This is a genomic window from Acidocella sp. (genome assembly GCF_036489515.1).
In the GTDB taxonomy this organism is placed as follows: domain Bacteria; phylum Pseudomonadota; class Alphaproteobacteria; order Acetobacterales; family Acetobacteraceae; genus Acidocella.
Genome location: NZ_DASXFO010000081.1, coordinates 16,069 through 33,250, shown reverse-complemented (window position 1 = coordinate 33,250; position 17,182 = coordinate 16,069). Strand labels below are relative to the sequence as shown.

Genomic DNA, 17,182 nt, shown 5'->3' with positions numbered 1-17,182 from the left:
CGCGATTGGCTTAATTTATAGGTAATTTTTTGTGCCGCCATCTGCAACTTTTGGTAGGCGGCCCGGATAGGATTTGGGAGTTGGGTTTGTGACGATCGCACCGATTACTCCGGCCTTGGGAACCCTCGCGATGGGCGGCGTACAGCCGGCTCAGGGCAGTGGTTCGGCGGGCAGCTTTCTAGACATGGTGAACTCTGCTTTGCAGGGCGTTAGCAGTGCGCAGAACCAGGCGTCGTCCGCCGAGACCGCCTTCGCGGTGGGGGCGCCGGGCGCCACGCTGGGCCAGGCGGTGGTCGCCAGCGACCGCGCCGAGGTGGCGTGGAACGCCACCGTCGCGGTCCGCAATGAGGTCGTTTCGGCTTACTCGTCCATCATGAACATGCAGTTCTGATGGCTGACTGGCGGCAATATCTGCGGCTCGGTCGGGAGCAGGCGGCGCGCGTTCCGATGCTGGCCTGGATGACCGCCGGCGTGGTGGCTATCGCCTTCGCAGTGGTGCTGGCGCTGTCCCTCAGCGGGCCGCCTTATGTCGCACTGTATGAAGGGCTGTCACCCGCGCAGGGCGGCACGGTGATCGCGCAACTGCAGAAGCTGGGGATCCCCTATCAGCTGCAGGCGGCGGGCAACATCATTCTGGTGCCGGCGCCGCAGCTGGCTGAGGCGCGGCTGCAGCTCGGCCAGGCGCAGGTGCCCGCGGACGACAGCGCCAGCGGCTGGGACAAGCTGGAAAACGCGCCGATGACGACGTCGGACCTCGCGGAAAACGCGCTGGCCACGCGGGCGCTGGAAGCTTCGCTGGAGCAGTCGATCGAGACGATATCGGGCATTCAGTCCGCCCAGGTCTATCTGGCGGTGCCGCCGGACACGGCGTTTCTGGCCGATCAGCCCAAGACCACCGCCTCGGTGGTGATCCAAGCCGATAACGGCAGCGCGCAGGCGCAGGGTGCGGCGATCGCCAATCTCGTCGCCGGCGCCGTGCCGGGGCTGGCGGCGGCGCAGGTGACGGTGGAGACCACCGCCGGCGTCGTCGTCTATCCGGTGAGCGGCACGATGAATACCGGCACGCAGTTCCAGACCGTCGCCAATGTGCAGAACGCGGCCGCGGCGCGCATCGCGCTGCTGCTGACGCCGCTGGTGGGCGACGGGAATTTCCGCACCAACGTGTCGGCCGATGTGGATTTCACGCAGACGAAGATCCACCAGATCACCTACGGCCCGACGCAGATCGTCACGCATCAGAGCACCACGCAGTCCAACCAGACCGGCTCGACGGATGCGGCGATGGGCATTCCGGGGGCGCTCTCGAACGAGCCGCCTACGCCCACCGCCGCCAACGCGCCGCCGGCGCCCAACGGCAACAACGCCGCCAACCCCGCGGCGCCGGCCACGCCGGCCACCCCGGCCGCGCCGCCGCAGCCGCAGAGCTCGCACAAGGAGACCGACCAGACTTATGCGGTCGGCCAGAGCGACAGTGAGATCGTCAAGCCGAACTGGACGGTGAACTCCATCGCCGTGTCGGTGGTGCTGAACAAGGCGGCGCTCGGCACCGTCACGGCGGCGCAGGTGCAGGCCGCGATCGCCGGGGCGTTCGCCTATCCGGTGAAGGTGAATGTGCTGGTCGCGCCGTTCAAGCGCAGCGTGGCGCTGCCGGGTGGTGCGGGGCTTCTGCAGGATGCGGGGCCGCTTTCGAGTGGGCTGCTTGAAGTCATCGCGGCGCTGGCGCTGCTGTTCGGCGTGGCGCTGCCGGGCGGACGGTGGCTGGCGACGTTCAGCACGACCTTCGCCCGTCCGGCGCTCGCAGCACATTCGGTGCCGGTGCCGGTGGCGGCGCCGATGGTGGCGGAGCTGGTGCTGCCGCCCATTGAATACCCGGGTCTGCGCGAGCGGGCCGCGGAAAATCCCGCCGAAATCGCGAAACTCCTGCAAAGCTGGGTGGAAGACAATGAGTGAGGTTCTCGCCGTCGGGAACAAACCGTTGCGTGACGCGGCCAGGGCGCTGGACGGCGCGCAGCGCGCCGCCATCGTGCTGCGCGAGCTTGGCGAGGACGCCGCCGCCGCCGTGATGCGTCACATGGATGAGTCGGTGATCGGCGCCATCACCGCCGCGGCGGTGCCGCCGAACAGACTCACCGTGGAAATGCGCGATGAGGTGATGCGCGGTTTCGCCGATGATATCGGCGCCAACGGCAATTCCGGGCTCGGTTATCTGAGCCGCGTGCTGGCCGTGGCGCTGGGCGAAACGAGGGCCAAGGAGATCATCCAGCGCCTTGGCGGCAAGCGCGGCCGCGCGGCGGCGCAGTTCGCCGCCAACGCCGATCCGCGCATGCTGGCGCATGTGGTGGCCGCTGAGCGGCCGCAGACCTTGGCGCTGCTGCTGGCGCAGCTCCCTCACGACACCGGGGCGGCGATGCTTTCGTTTCTGCCCGAACCCCTGGTGGCCGACACCTTGTTTCGTTTCACCACGCTCGACACCGTGTCTGCGACCGCGGTCAACGAGCTGCGCCTGATGATGGGGGAATTGTTGGCCAATGACGATGCCGGCAGCCGCCGCCTGTCGAATCTCGGCGGCGCCAAGCGCACCGCGGATATTCTCAATCATCTGCAGAGCGGCGTGTCCGAGCGCGTCATGGAGCTGATCGAGGCGCGCGATCCGGGCACCGCCGAGACGATCCGCGAAAACCTGTTCACCTTCTCCGACCTCGTCCGGCTCTCCGACCGGGCGCTGCAGATCCTGTTGCGCGAGGTGCCCACCGAGCGGCTGGCGCCGGCTTTGCGTCTGGAGGACGAGGACACCCGCAACCGTTTCTACAAAAACATGTCGGCACGCAGCGTCGAAATCCTGCGCGAGGAGCTGCGCAGCGGCCCGCCGATGCGCAAGAGCGACGCGCTGGCGGCCCAGAGCGAGGTGGTGGAGATCGCGCTGCGCCTCGCCGGCGAAGGGCGCATCGCCATCGGTGCAGCGGAGGAATTGATATGAGCGGAGCCCTAGTCACCGCCGGCGTCCTGCCGGTCACGACGCCAGAGACGAGCCCGACCGCGGCAGCGCCGGCGGCCGAGGCATGGTCAAACGCCATGGACCAGGCCAACCAGGCCAACCAGGGCACGCAGTCGAGCCAGGGCAATCAGGGCGCGCAAGCGAACCAGGGCAATCAGGGCACGCAAGCCGCGCCGGCACCCGCGCCGGGTGCTGCCGGGCAGAAATCCACGCCGCGGCCGACGGCGAAAAAATCAGATGTCAGCACCGCGACGCCGGAGCAGGACACATCGTCCGTCGCGCCGAAGACAAGCGATGCGGAGCAGAAGTGGACCGGAACCGACGCCCCCCGACATAAGCATGAGGCGGAGACCGCCACGACGGCGCCTGCCGGTCCGGCGGCGGGCGCCGCGCTCGCCGTGCCGGCCGCGCAGATGTCGGGGACGGAACAACCCGCCGAAAAGCCTGCCGCCAAGCATGAGTCCAAGCACGACGCGAAAACCGACGCGACGTCGCCTTCGGGCGTGGCGCTCGCAGCAGCGCCGGCACCAGCGGCACCAACGGACAAGCAGGTCGCAGCACCGGTCGTGACGGACGCGGCGGCGCCTGCCGCCGGCAGCCCGTCGGCCGCTGTCGCGCAGACGCCGGCCAAGGACCAGAAAGACGCCACGACCCCGGCACCCCCGGCCGCCTCGACCCAAGCGACATCAGCCGTGGCGGCGGCCGTTGCCGCGTCCAGCACCACGCAGGCCGCGGCTGACGTGACGGACCCGGCGAGCGACGCGCCGGATGCGCCGGCCGCGCCGAGCGCGGCCCCGATCAGCACCCATGCCGCCATCACCGCACGGATGCACGTGCTGACCGCCGGTGCGACGCCGAAACCGGCCCCGAGCACTGCCCTTCCCACGCCCGCTGCGCAAGCCGCCACCATCACCACCACCGTGCCGGTCGGGAATACGCTGGCCGGCGTCGCGGCCGGCGGCATCCAGGCCGCGCCGCCGGCGGCCCAGCTGGCGAGCGTCGCGGCCAACGCCGTGCCGGTGCCGGCGAGCGCCACCGCCGATGCCCCGGGTGTCGCTGCCTCGCCGGCGGCACTCGCCGCGGCGATCGTGGCGATGCAACGCGCCGGCAGTAACACCACGACGCTGCGGCTGGACCCGCCCGGGCTCGGTGAGCTCTCGGTGCATATTTCCATGAATCAGGACGCCCTGGTGAACGTGCAGCTCATTCCCTCGGTGCCGCAGACCGCGCAGCTGCTGAATGCAAACCTGATGGATCTGCGCCACGCGATGACCGAAGCCGGGCTGTCGCTCGGCCAGACCCAGGTCGGCGGCAATGGCGCCGGTGGCAGCGCGCCCCAAGGGCAGGGGGGCGGCCAGGGGGGCGGACAGGGGTCTGGACAGAATGGCGGTGCGGCGACCCGAGGCGGCATCGGTGCGGTCACCGGCGCCGGCGTGACCGAGGCCGCCGCGTCCGGGGTGCGGGCCTATGCGTAGCCCCACCCGCGCAATGCAGGAGTAAGGAATTTAATGGCCCAGGAACAGGATGTGCGGTCTTCGGAAAACGGGATGCTGGAGGCCGAGCCCGCACGCATCGAGCTTGAACAGCTCGAGCAAACGACTTTGGCCGGTCCGGCCGTGCCGAATCGGGCTCTGATCGAACGCGTCCAGGTGGAGCTCACCGTCGAGCTCGGCCGCACGAAACTTTCCGTGAAGGACCTGCGCCAATTGCGCCAGGGTCAGATCGTCGTGCTCGACCAGATCGTCGGCGAGCCTTTGGCGATTTTCGCCAATGGGCATCGTGTCGCCAGCGGCGAGGTCGTTTCGGTCGCCAAGGACCAGTACGGCATTCGCGTCACCGCGCTGGCCGAAGAAGCCGAACAAAAGGACGCGCAAGCGTGACACCGTCCGAGGTCGGCATCGGGGCCTGGGTCGCCTTCGCCGAGCTGGTCGCCCCGCTCTTGCTGGCCATGCTGGTCGTCGGCCTCGCGGCCGGCATGCTGCAGACCATGACGCAGATCCGCGAAGCCTCGATCGCGTTTATTCTCAAGCTGGCCTGCATCGTGGTGCTCACCACCCTGACCGGCCCGCTGATGATGCGAGGCCTCGAGGGTTACGCCACGCGGCTGATCACCGCGATTCCGTCACTGATCCATGGCTAGCGACACCACCCTGCCGCGCCCGGGCGCGTTCAGCGCGACCCAGCTTTCGGGGCCGATCGTGGTCCTGCTGGTGCTGATCATGCTGGTCGTGCCGCTGCCGCCGCTCGCCATTTCGTTTCTGTTCGCCCTGAACATCGCGGCCGGCCTCGTCATTCTGGCTGTCAGCCTGTACATTCATTCTCCCGCGGAATTCTCCTCCTTCCCCTCGGTGCTGCTGGCGACCACGCTGATGCGTCTGGCGCTCAACGTCGCCACCGCGCGCGCCATCCTGCTGAACGGCTATTCCGGACCCGGGGCGGCGGGTCAGGTGATCGAATCCTTCGGCCAGTTCGCGGTGGGCGGCAACTACGTCGTCGGCGGCATCATCTTCATCATCCTGATCGTCATCAATTTCATGGTGGTGACGAAGGGCGCCGGCCGCGTCGCGGAAGTTTCCGCGCGCTTCATGCTGGACTCACTGCCGGGCCGGCAGATGGCGATCGACGCCGAGATCAATGCCGGCACGCTGCCGGCGGCGGCGGCGGAGAAGCGCCGCGAGTCGCTGCGCCGCGAGGCCGACTTCTTCGGCGCGATGGACGGCGCCTCGAAATTCGTCCGCGGCGACGTGGTCGCGGCGATGATCATTCTCGTCGTCAACATGGTCGGCGGCCTGATGGTCGGCATGTTGCAGGACGGGCTGCCCTTCGCCGATGCGGCGCGCACCTTCACCCTGTTGACCGTGGGCGACGGGCTTGCCGCGCAGATCCCCTCGCTCGCGATCTCCATCGCCGCCGGCCTGGTCGTCACCCGCGTCTCCACCGGCGAGGATATCGGCGAGCAGGTGAAGCAGCAGATCCGCCGCTTCCCGCAGGCGGTGGGCATCGCCGCCGCCATCACCGGGGCCATCGGCCTGATCCCGCAGATGGCGCACATCCCGTTCCTGCTCCTGGCGGCTGTCCTGGGCATCCTGGCACGCCGCATGTCGCAGTCGCCGCCCACCGCTGCGGGCGCCGCGGCCGATGGCAAGCCGGGCAAGCCTGGTGCGCTGGCGGCGCCCGGCGCGCCGGCGGAACCGAAAATCGACACGCTGGCCGATGTCACCGGCGTCGATCCGCTGGGCATGAGCATCGGCTTCGCGCTGACGCCGCTGGTCGGGCAGGGCGAGGGGCGGCTGCTCAACCGCCTCACCGCCGTGCGGCAGCGTTTTGGCCGCACCATGGGGTTTCTGGTCCCCCCCGTGCATATCCGTGATTCCAGCGAACTTCCGGCGCATGGCTACCGTTTCACCCTGCGCGGGGCGGCGATCGGCGGCGGCGAAGCCTGGCCCGGCCAATGGCTCGCCATCGAGGGCACGATGGTGGTGGAAAAACTCAAAGTCGGCCGCGCCGTGAAGGACCCGGCTTTCGGTCAGCCCGCGGTGTGGATCCCGCAAAATGCCATCCCGCAAGCCGAGGAGCTCGGCTACACCGTGGTCGACGCACCGAGCGCCATCGCCACGCATTTCGCAGAAATCCTCAAGCGCCATGGCGCCGATCTGCTCGGCCGGCCGCAGGTCGAGGGGCTGATGACACGGCTCACCGAGACCACGCCGCGCCTGGCCGAAGAATTGCGCAACAATCTCTCGATGGGGCTGGTGCGCCAGGTGCTGCAGGCCCTGCTTGCCGAAGAGGTGCCGATCCGCGATTTCGAGCGCATCGCCGAAGCGCTGGTGGAAGCCTCCGAGGGGCCGAACAAGGATGTGGAACGGTTGATCGCCGTGGTGCGCCAGCGCCTCGGCCGCTTCATCGTCACGCAGCTGGCAGGGCCCGAGCCGGTCTTGAAGGTCGCGGTCCTGCAACAGAAACTCGAAGAGCTGGTCGGTAAATCGGTGCGCGCCGGGCGCGATACCGGCATCGGTCAGGAGATCGAGGCGGAGACCGCGGCGCATCTGCGCCAGGCCGCGGAGAAGGCGGCCCAGGCCATGCGCGCGCGCGGCCAGAAGCCGGTGCTGGTGGTGCAAGGCACGCTGCGCCGCGCCGTCGCCCGCACGGTCACCGGCGTGCTGCCGGTGCTGGGCCTCGAGGAAATTCCCGAAACCATGCCGCTGCAGGTCGTGCAGACGGCAGAGCCGGGTTGAGGCGATGATCCAGCCCTCCGGTCAGTCTTTGTCCGCGCCCGCTTTGCAGGAGCTCTATGCGGGCTGGATCAAGCGCATCGCGCTGCTGCTCAAGGCGCGGATGCCCTGGGCGGACCTCGACGAGCTGCTGCAATGGGGGGCCATCGGCATGCTGGAGTCGATGCAGCGCTTCGACCCCAGCCTCGGTGTGGAGTTCCAGGCCTTCGCGATGCGGCGGGTGCGCGGCACGATGATCAACGGGCTGCGCCGCGAGGGCAAGCTGCGCCGCGGCGAGGCGATGTTCGACGCCGACGTGGTGGACAGCACCGCGGTGAATGACGGTTTTTCGCCCGAAGATCCGCTGGCGCAGCTGCTGCGCTCGGATGACCACACGTCCCTGGCCGCGGCGCTGCGCCAGCTCTCAAAGCTCGAATACCAGGTGCTGGCTTTGCATTACTACAACGAGATGAACAATCGCGAGATTGCCGCCATCCTCGACATCAGCGAAGGCTACGCCTCGAAAATACGCAAGCGTGCGCTGCTGACCCTGGCCACGCATATGGCGGCGCAATTGAATGGAGAACCTGTATAATGTCAGCGATCGTAGGCATCGTCGCCGCCGTGGCGATCATCATCCTCGCGGCCTTGACCGACGGCGATCCGCTCTCGTCGCTGTTCAGCCTCACGGCGGTGTTGATCGTGTTCGGCGGCACCTTCACGGCCTTGGTCACGCAATTCGGCGCCAAGTCGGTGCTGACCGCCTTCGCCCGGTGCAAGTGGCTGGTCAAGCCGCCGAGCGTGGATATGCACGCCTTCATCGAGCAGGTGGCGATCTGGTCGAATCTGGCACGTTCGCAGGGCGCGCTGGCGCTGGAGAGCGAGCTGGAGAGCATTGTCGACCCGTTCCAGAAACAGGGGCTGCAGATGATCATCGACAACATGGCCGAGGAGGAAATGTTGCCGACGCTCGAAGCCATGGCCGCGCACGCCGCGCGTGACGACATTATCGCCTCGGAAGTCTGGGAAGCCGCGGGCGGCTATCTGCCCACCATCGGCGTGATGGGCGCGGTGCTCGGCCTCATCCACGTGATGATGCGGCTCGACCATCCGGCCGAGCTGGGTGAGGGCGTCGCCACCGCGTTCGTGGCGACGATTTATGGCGTGGGCTCCGCCAATCTCCTCGCGCTGCCGCTTGGCGCGCGGCTCGGCATGCTGGCGGAAGCGCGCGAGCGTGAACGGCATCTGATCGTCCAGGGGCTGATGCTGCTGAAGCAGGGCAAGTCGGGCATCCTCATCCGTCAGACCATGCAGGTCCTGCTCTCGGACCAGAAGAAACCGCCGGAAGCCGCCGCTGACGAGGCGCCGGGCAACGCCCTGCCGGAAGCGGCCTGATCCATGGGCATGCCGCCGCTCCGCGCGAAAGCGAAAAAGAAGGCCAGCCACGAACGCTGGCTGGTCAGCTACGCCGATCTGCTGACGCTGCTGCTGGCGCTGTTCGTCGTGCTGTTCGCCTCCTCGACGCAGAACAAGGCGAAAATCGAGGAAGAGGCAAAGAGCATCATCTACGCCTTCCATGGGACGCCGCCCGCCGTGGTCCAGGCGTCGTCCGCCAGCCGCGGCGTGATGCAGCACCAGCCGTCGCCGATCCCCAAGCCGGTCGAGCATCCGGCGCCCGAGCGGCCGCGCGAGCCGCCGGCGATCTCGCGCCAGCTGCAGGAGGAGATGCAGGCGCTGCAGGCGCTGCAACAGCGTCTGCAAGGGGTGCTGCAGCCGCTGATCGGGCAGAAGCAGGTGACGATGTCGGAGCAACCGCTGACCTTGACCATCAGCTTCAGCGCCTCGACGCTGTATAACAGCGGCCAGGCCACGCTGGCCCCGGCGGCGAAGCTGCTGCTGAGCAACGTCGCCGACAAGCTGAAACAGATGCCGAGCGAATTCAACATCGTCATCCAGGGCTATACCGACAACCAGCCGATCGCCACCGCGCAGTTCCCCTCGAACTGGTCGCTCTCGGCGGAGCGCGCGATCAGCGTGGTCAGCCTGTTCGTGACGGAGGGGATCGATGGCACGCGGCTCTCGGCGCAGGGCTTCGGCCAGTTCGCTCCCGTCGCCAGCAACGACAACGCCGTCGGCCGCGCGCAGAACCGTCGCGTGGTCGTGGTGATCCACGCCCCTGTTCCCCCCGGAGCCGGCACATGATTGCTTTAGATCAATCATGCTCCAGGCCGGCTTCTCGGATCGAGGAAAGCGGCCGCTTTTCGAGCCAAGCGGCGGAAAAACGTTTGGCTGCGCTGGGCCATGGGCGCTGTCGCCGACACAGCCTCAGGCCCAGCATAAATAAAGTTTTTTTGCTTCTTTTTGTTCACAAAAAGAAGCCTTCCCCTTCGCTTGCCCTTGCAGGTTCCCTCGCCATCCGAATCGCTGAGCGATTCGATTTTCAGCCATATCGCTCCAAACCTTCCGGAACCTGATCTGTGTCAAATCGCAAACTCTCCCGCAAAGGTAATAAAGGCAGCGGCCTGTATAAGCCCTGGCTGCTGGTCATTGCCTTTGCGTTGTTCTGGGCCGGGCTGCATGAACCGACGGCGTTGACGCCGCTGACGCTGCTGCTCTGGGGATTGAGCGCGGTGACCGCCGGCGTGCTGATGCGTGCCGCGCTCGCCGTGGCGGAACCGTTGGTGAAGCTCGCCTTCGACGCGGTGATGCAGGCCATTCGCGAAGCAGGTGCTGAAGAACCGTGAGCTACGTCATCACCCGCAAGCAGACGCCGGGCGTGGTCCCGGTGGAACCGACCTTCGATGAGGTGGCGGAGACGGTTGCGCGCCGGGTGAGCGACGAGGTTGCACGGCTGCGCGCGGCGGCCGAAGCGGAAGGTCGGGCGGCCGGGACGCAAGCGGGTCATGCGGCGGCGCAGGCTGAGACCGCGTCCCTGGCGGCACCTGCGATCAAGGCGTTGCAGGAGGCCTGGAGCCAACTCGACGCGCCGTTGCGGCAGCGCGAGCACGACGTGGCGGCGCTGGTGACGGATTTGGCCTTCGAACTGGCGCGGCATATCGTGGGGGTCGAGGTCAAGGCGAATGCCGAAAGCCTGCGCGCGCTGGTGACGCAGCTGCTGCAGGAGGCGGCGGCGGAACGGACGTCGAAACAGAGCATTGTCGTGCGCCTCAACCCCGTCGACCATGCGGTGCTCGCACCTCTTCTGGTCCTCGAGGAAGGCCGGTTGACCGCCGACCCCGCCATCGGTCGCGGCGGCGCGATGGTGGAGCTGATCGCGCCGGAGGGTGACCCGCTCGACCGCATCGAATGGGATGCCAGCATCGAGGCGCGGCTCGCCTCGGTGCGCACCGCTTTGGGATTGCGCGACGAGGACGGCGCATGATCTCGCTGGACAACATCCGCACGCTCGCCGCCGAGCGGGCGCGCCTGGCGATGGCCCAGGACACCATCTGCCGCTATGGAAGGGTGGTGCGCTCCCACGGTGACGTGCTGCATGCCAGCGGCATTCGCGCACCGATCGGCTCGCGCTGCCTGATCGATACCGAGGATGGGTTGCCGCTCGTCGCCGAGGTGGTCGGCTTCGATGCGGGCACGTTGCTGATCATGCCCGAGCAGGGCAAGCGCGGCGTCGTGCGCGGCGCGCGCGTGCATGTCGAGAGCCGGGCCCCGACACCGCTGATGGGACCAGAACTTCTCGGCCGGGTGATCGACGGGCGCGGCGTGCCGCTCGACGGCAGGCCCCCGCCGGAGGTGAGCGATCCCTGGCCGCTGATGGGGGTGCCGGTGAACCCGATGGATCGCGAGCGCATCGCGAAGACCTTCGATGTCGGCGTTAGCGCCATCAACGCGCTGGCGACGCTGGGGCGGGGCATGCGCGTCGGCCTGTTCGCGGGCTCGGGCGTCGGCAAGACCACGCTGCTCGGCATGATGTCGCGTTATGCCGAGGCGGATGTCGTGGTGGTCGGCATGATCGGCGAGCGCGGCCGCGAGATCCGCGAATTCGTCGAGGATCATATCGGTGAGGCGAGGCCGCGCAGCGTGATCGTCGCTTCGCCGGCCGATGACACCGCGTTAGGCCGCGTGCATGGCGCCTATCTCGCCGCCGCGATCGCCGAATATTGGCGCGACCGCGGCAAGCATGTGCTGCTGGTGGTGGATTCGCTGACGCGCCTGGCGATGGCGCTGCGCGGGATCGGCCTCGCGGTCGGCGAGCCGCCGGCCACCAAGGGCTACCCGCCTTCGGTGTTCGGGGCGATCGCGTCCTATGTCGAGCGCGCCGGAAATGGGACGAAGGCGCAGGGCTCGATCACCGCGATCTACACCGTGCTGGTCGAGGGTGACGATCACGTCGGCGACCCGGTGGGCGACACCGCGCGCTCGGTGCTGGATGGGCATATCGTGCTGTCGCGCACACTGGCCGAGGCGGCGTTCTACCCGCCGATCGACATTGTCGCCTCGCTCTCGCGGCCGATGCCCGGCCTGGTCGCGCCGGCGCATTACAAGCTCGCCTCGCGCTTCCGCGCGCTGTGGGCGCGCAAACAGGAAAAGCAGGACATCATCGATCTCGGCGCCTATGTCGCCGGCCGCGATCCGCTGCTGGACGAGGCGTTGCGCCGCAGCCCGGCGATGGAGGTGGTGCTGCGCCAGGGTACCGAAAACGTGAAGCTGGCCGCCGCCATCACCGCGCTGCAGGCGGCACTTCCGGAGGTCGGGGCATGAAGAAGCGCACCATCGAAAGGCTCGATCTGATCGCTGCGATCCGGCACCAGAAGGTGCTCGACGAGGTCCGCCGCCATAACGCGACGTTGGACGGAGCTGTGCAGCAGCGCCAGGTGCTCGCCGCCTACCGCACGCGGCTGCGCGAGAGCTGGCAGAATGGCGAGACCGTCACGGCCGCGGCGGCGCAGCGCGCCGGGCATTTTGTTCGCGCCTCCGACACCGCGGAGGCGCAGATCGTGCGGACCGAGCAGAGCGCGCGCCACATGCTCGAGGCGGCGCTGCGGAGACTGGCCGACAGTCAGGCCTATCGCGAAGGGCTGGACGAGGCAGCGCGCAAGGCGACGCTGACGGAGGAGCGCCTGGCCTCGCTGCGCGCCGAGCAGGCAGTGCCCGGGCGAGCCAAGGCGGGGCGCTCATGAGCGCGCCAAAGGGTTTGCATCATTTCGGATTTTTCGCGGCGTATCCGACGCCGCTGCCATACTGAAGGAGACGGCGATGGATCTCGCATTTTATACCAATTTCGCGACTTCGCTGGTCGCGCAGGAAAACCAGCTGAACACGCTGGAGCAGGAGGTAGCCACCGGTGTCGCGGTGCAGACGCCGGACCAGAACCCCTCGGCCTGGGAGACGGCGGCGATCGGCACCGACCAGCTCAACACGCTGAACAGCGAGTCCACATCGCTGGCGGACATTCAAGGCCAGATCGGCAACGTGAGCGACGTGTATTCGTCGGTCTCCACCCTGCTGGACAGCGTGCAGTCGGCGGTCGAGCAGGCGCTGAACGGTACGACGAGCTCCGCGAACATGCAGTCGATAGCGACGCAGGTGGGGGCGTCGGAGCAACAGCTGCTCGGACTCGGCAACACCACCGGCACTAACGGGACCTATCTGTTCGGCGGCACGCGCGGCAATGTGCAGCCGTTCCAGACGCAGGCGGACGGCAGCGTCACGTATATGGGCGATGGCGGGACGAGCCAGGCGGCGATCTCCTCCGATCTCACGGCCTCGACCATCGCCAATGGCGAGGCATTCATGACCGGGATGCAGGGTGACGGCTACGCCAGCGTGACGGCAACCTCCAGCAACACTGGCTCCGGGATACTGCTCCCGGACGGGGTGACCAGCCCCACGGCGGCGGCCGCGTTCCAGGCGAGCGGTCAGTCCGGGGCGGTCACCGTGGCCTTTTCCGGCAGTGGGAGCGACCTGAGTTACACGACGTCGACCACCTCGGCGGGTGGGGTGACAACAACGAGCAGCCCCGTCACGGTGACATCGGGCTCGCCGCTGACGATCGACGGTATGGAGTTTCAGCTGAGCGGCACCCCCACCAGCGGCGACAGTTTCACGATCGCGCCGAGCCAGCCGCAATCGGCGTTCAGCTTGTTGAGCAGCATCGCGAGCACGCTGCAAAACGCTGGCAGCACGTCGGCGGCGGTGACGAGCCAGGCGCTCAACCAGGATCTTTCCAGCCTCGCCCAGTACCAGCAGACGGTGGTCACCGCGCAGGCGCAGGCCGGCGTGACCCTGCAATCGCTCACCAGCACGACCAGCAACAATTCCACGCAGGAGACCGCGCTGCAGACCAGCGTGAGCAATGCGACGTCCGTGAACATGCCGGCGGCGTTGACCAGCCTCAACGAGAATCTGACCGCCGTGCAAGCCGCCATGAAGGCGTTCAGCAGCGTGCAGAGCCTCAGCCTTTTCAACTATATCTCTGGGTAAGGAATACCGCGTGTCCGACGCCATTCTGATCGCCGGCTATTATCGTAGCGGCACCTCGGCTCTCTCCGGCATGTTGCAGCGACTGGGCGTGACCCTGCACAACGACGCCGAGGCGAACGAGCACAACCCGCTCGGGTTTTATGAAATTCCGGAACTGATCGAATGGGATGTCGGGGTGTTCACCCATCTCGGCGTCGATTGGACCGATGTCCGCGGCCTGCCGGAAGGCTGGTGGGAACGCGCCGACATGGCGCGGCACTTCACCAAGCTGGACGAGATCCTGCGCCGCCGTTTCAGCGCCGAGGCGCTCTGGGGCCTCAAGCATCCGCATCTCTGCCGGTTGTTTCCGATGTACGAACGCGCCATCACGCAGGCCGGGCACAAGCCGCATGTCATCCATATCTGCCGTGCGCCCTGGGTTGTCGCCTCCAGCCAGCACAAAAAGAACGGGTTGGCGCGGGCCCATGCACTGCTACTCTGGGTGGATTACCTGATCAGCGGCGAGCGCCACGCAAGGCATCTGCCGCGCAGCTGGCTCACCTATCAGGACCTCATGGCCGATCCGGCCGTTCAGCTCCGCCGCATCGAGCGCGATCTCGGGCTCGAGCTCTGCAACCGCGTGCCGAACGGGGTGAGCGAGGCGCAGGCCTTTCTGACGGGCCAGCTCAACCGCAGCGAGCCGGCCCCGCAGGCGACCTTGTTCAAGCCGTTGCAGGCGCTCACCGTGCGCGTCTGGGACGCGGTGCAGGCGCGCGATTTCGCGCCCGCGACCTGGGATGCGTTCGCCGCCGACTGCGCCGATCTGATCGGGTTTCTTGGCGAACTCGGCACCAGCCGCGGCGTGATCGTGCCGGGCTTTGGTGGCGGCGCGCCGGGTGCGGCGGCGCCCGTGGCCGCCACCGCGGCCGGGCTGCGGCCGGCGGAGCGCATCGACGATGCCGCGCAGAAGCGCCTGCAGGTGCTGCGTGACGCCGCCTCGCTGCCAACCGTGCAAGTGCTGGTGGCGGTGCCGCCGGCGCGCGCGCATGCGGTCACCGAAACGCTGGAATCAGTGCGCGCCCAGTGGCAGGCCCCGGTGCAGGTGAAGATCGTCTCCGCCGAGCCCCTGGACATCCCCGGCTATGCCACGATCCTCGCCCCCGCCGCTGCCGGTGAGCTGACCCGGGTGCTGTGCGCCGAGGCCAACGCAGCTTCCGGGCAGGCTGATTACGTGGCGTTTCTGAACGCGGGCGACACGCTGGCGCCGGATGCGGTGCTGCGCTTTGCGCTGGAAGCGGCGCAGAGCGAAGCGGATATGATCTATTGTGACGAGACGGTGCAGGCCGATCAGGGCCCCTGGGTCCGCTTCAAGCCGAACTGGGATGTCACAAGGCTGCGTCAGGCCGCCTATGTGGGGGACTGGGTCTGGTACCGCGCCGACACGTTGAACCGTCTTGGCGGTTTCGACGCCGCGCAGGCCGGTGCTGAGGAATATGGCTATCAGCTGCGCCTGGCGGAGGCGGAGGCGCGGGTGGTGCGCCTGCCGGAAACCCTGTTCACCCGGGCCCAGCTCAGCCGCCGCGACAATGTGCCTTCCACCGAATTTGGCCCGCGCGCGGTCGAGATGGTGCGCGGGCATCTGGAGCGGAGCGGGATGGCGGCCGTGGTCGAGCCGCGCGAGCATCTCGGCCTGTTCCGCCATAACCGCGTGGTCTTCGACCCCGGCACCTCGATCGTGCTGCTCTGCGACGGCGCGGAGATCCCAGCGCTTGACCGCTGGATGAAGGAATTGCTGACCGGGGGCGTGCTGTCCGGGCCGATCGTGCTGGCCGGCGCCGAGCTGCTGGACCCGACGTCGCGCTATCTCACCGCGGTCTTCGAGCAGGCGGCGACGCTCGGCGAACAGGTGCGGGCGGTGCCGCCGCACGCCGACCTCACGCCAGCGGGCGCTTTGCAGGCGGCCTTGGCGCTGGTGACGACCGAGTATGTCGCGATCGTCGACGCGCGGGCCCAGGCGACGACCCCGCATTGGCTTGAGGACCTGCGCACGCGCATGGCGGATCCGGCGGTGGCGTTGGTCGGCGCCCGTTCCCTGGTGCCGACGGAGGACAAAAAACGCCTTATCGTGCACGGGCCGATCGTCATCGGCGCTGAAGTGCGCCTCGGTGCCGGGCATTTCTCCGACGATCCGGGCCAGGGCGGCTGGCTGGCGGTGGATCAGGAGGCGAGCGCGGTGGCCCCTGGCGCCGTGCTGGCCAGGCGTTCGGCGCTGGAAGGTTGGACCATGCCGGCGCTCCGTGACGACGCGCTGTGGATCGATCTTTGCGCGCAGTTGCGCGAGACGGGGCACAAAATCGTTTGGACGCCGGATGTGGCGTTTCGCGTGGTCGCGGAGAGCATCCGCCCCGATCCGGCCTGCGCGCACCGCCAGGGCAGCAAGGCAGCGGCGCGCCTGCCGTGGGGGGATTTCTACCACCATCCGGCTTTGTCGCTGCGCGAGGACCTGCTGCGGCCGGAGGGGCGGCTCGGCCTGCAGCGCGGCGCGCCGGCCGATCCGCAGAGCCTGCTGCTCAGCGGTCCGATCGATACCGGCATGGCGTTGCTGAACGCGGCCCGCGCCCTGCGCACGGAAGCGCTGATGGAGGCGACCTGGGTGCCGGACGGCTTGCTTGCGGCCGAGATCGGCCGGCGCGCGCCGACCGCCTGGGTGCGGCTGAACCCGGACACGCCGGCCCAAGGCGACATGCCCTATACGGCGCTGTTCACCGTCGCGCCGCAGCCGGAGCAGGCTTCCGTGCTGGCGGGCGCGCAAAACCTCATCGCCACCTCGCCGCGGCTGGTGCAGAAGGTCAAGGCGCTGCTGCCGCCGGGGCGTGATGTGACGCTGTGGCGCCCGGCTCTGTCGCGGCCGATCTGGCAGGACCTGAAAAAGGGGGCCGGGCTGAACACCAATCCCCGTGTGTTGTGGATCGACGAAGGCATCGCCCCGGCCTGGTTGCCGGAGCTGATCAACGAGACGTCGGCGAAGATCACCTGGATCGTGGTGGAGCGCGCCGGGGGGCAATATGCGGGCTCGATCACCCGGCTGCGCAGGCCGGAGGATGAGCATAGCTGGGCGCGCGAGCTGGCAGCCCTTGCGCCGCACGTGCTGATCCGCCCGGTCGATGGGAAGGTGGAGGCCGACGGCTACACGGCGCTGCTGGCCGCCGCCGCCGGCTGCCATCTGCTGGTGGATCCGCGGCTGGACCTGCCGGAGAGTTTTGGTGCGACGACGGTGCCCAATTCGTTCGCCGTCTGGCGCACGGCGCTGCTGAACGCGGTGACTGACGACCTGACGACCACCCTGGCGCGCGGTGAGGCGGCCCGGGCGGCGGCGCTGGCGCTGCCTTCGGTCGAGGATCTGCCGCCGCCCTGGCTGGATTCTGCTCCCGAGGCGCTGGTGGAGCGGGCGGCGGAATGAGGAGGAGAAAGCAGCCGCTTTTTGAAAAAAGCGGCGCAAAAACTTTTGCTATGCTGGGTCATGGGCTGTGTCGGCGACAAAGCCCAGGGCCCAAAT

The 17,182-nt window shown here is 68.1% G+C and carries 16 protein-coding genes; all 16 read left to right on the top strand.

Annotation, left to right across the window (positions count from 1 at the left end; translation table 11 throughout):
- Positions 1–88: 88 nt before the first annotated feature.
- The 16 genes from fliE (at position 89) to VGG47_RS12105 (ending at position 17,086) form a co-directional block, all read left to right on the top strand.
- Positions 89–391, top strand: a complete 303-nt coding sequence (fliE, locus tag VGG47_RS12180) for a flagellar hook-basal body complex protein FliE (protein ID WP_331538907.1) — start codon at positions 89–91, stop codon at positions 389–391.
- Positions 391–1,950: a flagellar basal-body MS-ring/collar protein FliF gene (gene fliF / locus VGG47_RS12175; RefSeq protein WP_331538905.1), complete on the top strand. Its 1,560-nt coding sequence runs from the start codon at positions 391–393 to the stop codon at positions 1,948–1,950. The genes fliE and fliF overlap by 1 nt, the downstream gene beginning before the upstream one ends.
- Entirely contained in the window at positions 1,943–2,977 is a 1,035-nt protein-coding gene (locus tag VGG47_RS12170) for a flagellar motor switch protein FliG (protein ID WP_331538903.1), read from the top strand. Before fliF ends, VGG47_RS12170 begins: the two co-directional genes overlap by 8 nt.
- On the top strand, positions 2,974–4,470 hold the full coding sequence (locus VGG47_RS12165; RefSeq protein WP_331538901.1) for a flagellar hook-length control protein FliK: 1,497 nt from the start codon (positions 2,974–2,976) through the stop codon (positions 4,468–4,470). The genes VGG47_RS12170 and VGG47_RS12165 overlap by 4 nt, the downstream gene beginning before the upstream one ends.
- Positions 4,471–4,503: 33 nt before the next feature.
- Positions 4,504–4,875: a FliM/FliN family flagellar motor switch protein gene (locus tag VGG47_RS12160; protein ID WP_331538899.1), complete on the top strand. Its 372-nt coding sequence runs from the start codon at positions 4,504–4,506 to the stop codon at positions 4,873–4,875.
- Positions 4,872–5,135 (top strand): flagellar biosynthetic protein FliQ, encoded by a 264-nt coding sequence (locus VGG47_RS12155; protein ID WP_331538897.1) that lies wholly within the window; start codon positions 4,872–4,874, stop codon positions 5,133–5,135. Before VGG47_RS12160 ends, VGG47_RS12155 begins: the two co-directional genes overlap by 4 nt.
- Positions 5,128–7,230 carry a flagellar biosynthesis protein FlhA gene (locus VGG47_RS12150; RefSeq protein WP_331538895.1) on the top strand — a complete coding sequence of 701 codons (2,103 nt, stop codon included), beginning with the start codon at positions 5,128–5,130 and terminating at the stop codon, positions 7,228–7,230. The genes VGG47_RS12155 and VGG47_RS12150 overlap by 8 nt, the downstream gene beginning before the upstream one ends.
- A gap of 4 nt (positions 7,231–7,234) precedes the next feature.
- Positions 7,235–7,801 (top strand): sigma-70 family RNA polymerase sigma factor, encoded by a 567-nt coding sequence (locus VGG47_RS12145; RefSeq protein WP_331538893.1) that lies wholly within the window; start codon positions 7,235–7,237, stop codon positions 7,799–7,801.
- Positions 7,801–8,601: a MotA/TolQ/ExbB proton channel family protein gene (locus tag VGG47_RS12140; RefSeq protein WP_331538891.1), complete on the top strand. Its 801-nt coding sequence runs from the start codon at positions 7,801–7,803 to the stop codon at positions 8,599–8,601. The genes VGG47_RS12145 and VGG47_RS12140 overlap by 1 nt, the downstream gene beginning before the upstream one ends.
- 3 nt (positions 8,602–8,604) lie before the next feature.
- A complete protein-coding gene (locus tag VGG47_RS12135) occupies positions 8,605–9,408 on the top strand; it encodes an OmpA family protein (RefSeq protein WP_331538889.1) in 804 nt (267 codons plus the stop codon).
- A gap of 275 nt (positions 9,409–9,683) precedes the next feature.
- Positions 9,684–9,950, top strand: a complete 267-nt coding sequence (locus VGG47_RS12130) for a hypothetical protein (protein ID WP_331538887.1) — start codon at positions 9,684–9,686, stop codon at positions 9,948–9,950.
- Positions 9,947–10,588 (top strand): FliH/SctL family protein, encoded by a 642-nt coding sequence (locus tag VGG47_RS12125; protein WP_331538885.1) that lies wholly within the window; start codon positions 9,947–9,949, stop codon positions 10,586–10,588. Before VGG47_RS12130 ends, VGG47_RS12125 begins: the two co-directional genes overlap by 4 nt.
- Positions 10,585–11,925: a FliI/YscN family ATPase gene (locus VGG47_RS12120; RefSeq protein ID WP_331538883.1), complete on the top strand. Its 1,341-nt coding sequence runs from the start codon at positions 10,585–10,587 to the stop codon at positions 11,923–11,925. Before VGG47_RS12125 ends, VGG47_RS12120 begins: the two co-directional genes overlap by 4 nt.
- Complete coding sequence (locus tag VGG47_RS12115) at positions 11,922–12,344, top strand: hypothetical protein (RefSeq protein ID WP_331538881.1); 423 nt, start codon at positions 11,922–11,924, stop codon at positions 12,342–12,344. The genes VGG47_RS12120 and VGG47_RS12115 overlap by 4 nt, the downstream gene beginning before the upstream one ends.
- Positions 12,345–12,420: 76 nt before the next feature.
- On the top strand, positions 12,421–13,647 hold the full coding sequence (gene flgL / locus VGG47_RS12110; protein WP_331538879.1) for a flagellar hook-associated protein FlgL: 1,227 nt from the start codon (positions 12,421–12,423) through the stop codon (positions 13,645–13,647).
- Positions 13,648–13,657: 10 nt separating this feature from the next.
- Positions 13,658–17,086, top strand: a complete 3,429-nt coding sequence (locus VGG47_RS12105) for a hypothetical protein (RefSeq protein ID WP_331538877.1) — start codon at positions 13,658–13,660, stop codon at positions 17,084–17,086.
- The last annotated feature ends 96 nt before the right edge of the window (positions 17,087–17,182 follow it).

Coding starts and splice junctions, on each gene's coding strand:
- fliF (WP_331538905.1), top strand. CDS start 391: ATGGCTGACTGGCGGCAATATCTGCGGCTCGGTCGGGAGCAGGCGGCG.
- VGG47_RS12170 (WP_331538903.1), top strand. CDS start 1,943: ATGAGTGAGGTTCTCGCCGTCGGGAACAAACCGTTGCGTGACGCGGCC.
- VGG47_RS12165 (WP_331538901.1), top strand. CDS start 2,974: ATGAGCGGAGCCCTAGTCACCGCCGGCGTCCTGCCGGTCACGACGCCA.
- VGG47_RS12160 (WP_331538899.1), top strand. CDS start 4,504: ATGGCCCAGGAACAGGATGTGCGGTCTTCGGAAAACGGGATGCTGGAG.
- VGG47_RS12150 (WP_331538895.1), top strand. CDS start 5,128: ATGGCTAGCGACACCACCCTGCCGCGCCCGGGCGCGTTCAGCGCGACC.
- VGG47_RS12145 (WP_331538893.1), top strand. CDS start 7,235: ATGATCCAGCCCTCCGGTCAGTCTTTGTCCGCGCCCGCTTTGCAGGAG.
- VGG47_RS12140 (WP_331538891.1), top strand. CDS start 7,801: ATGTCAGCGATCGTAGGCATCGTCGCCGCCGTGGCGATCATCATCCTC.
- VGG47_RS12135 (WP_331538889.1), top strand. CDS start 8,605: ATGGGCATGCCGCCGCTCCGCGCGAAAGCGAAAAAGAAGGCCAGCCAC.
- VGG47_RS12120 (WP_331538883.1), top strand. CDS start 10,585: ATGATCTCGCTGGACAACATCCGCACGCTCGCCGCCGAGCGGGCGCGC.
- VGG47_RS12115 (WP_331538881.1), top strand. CDS start 11,922: ATGAAGAAGCGCACCATCGAAAGGCTCGATCTGATCGCTGCGATCCGG.
- flgL (WP_331538879.1), top strand. CDS start 12,421: ATGGATCTCGCATTTTATACCAATTTCGCGACTTCGCTGGTCGCGCAG.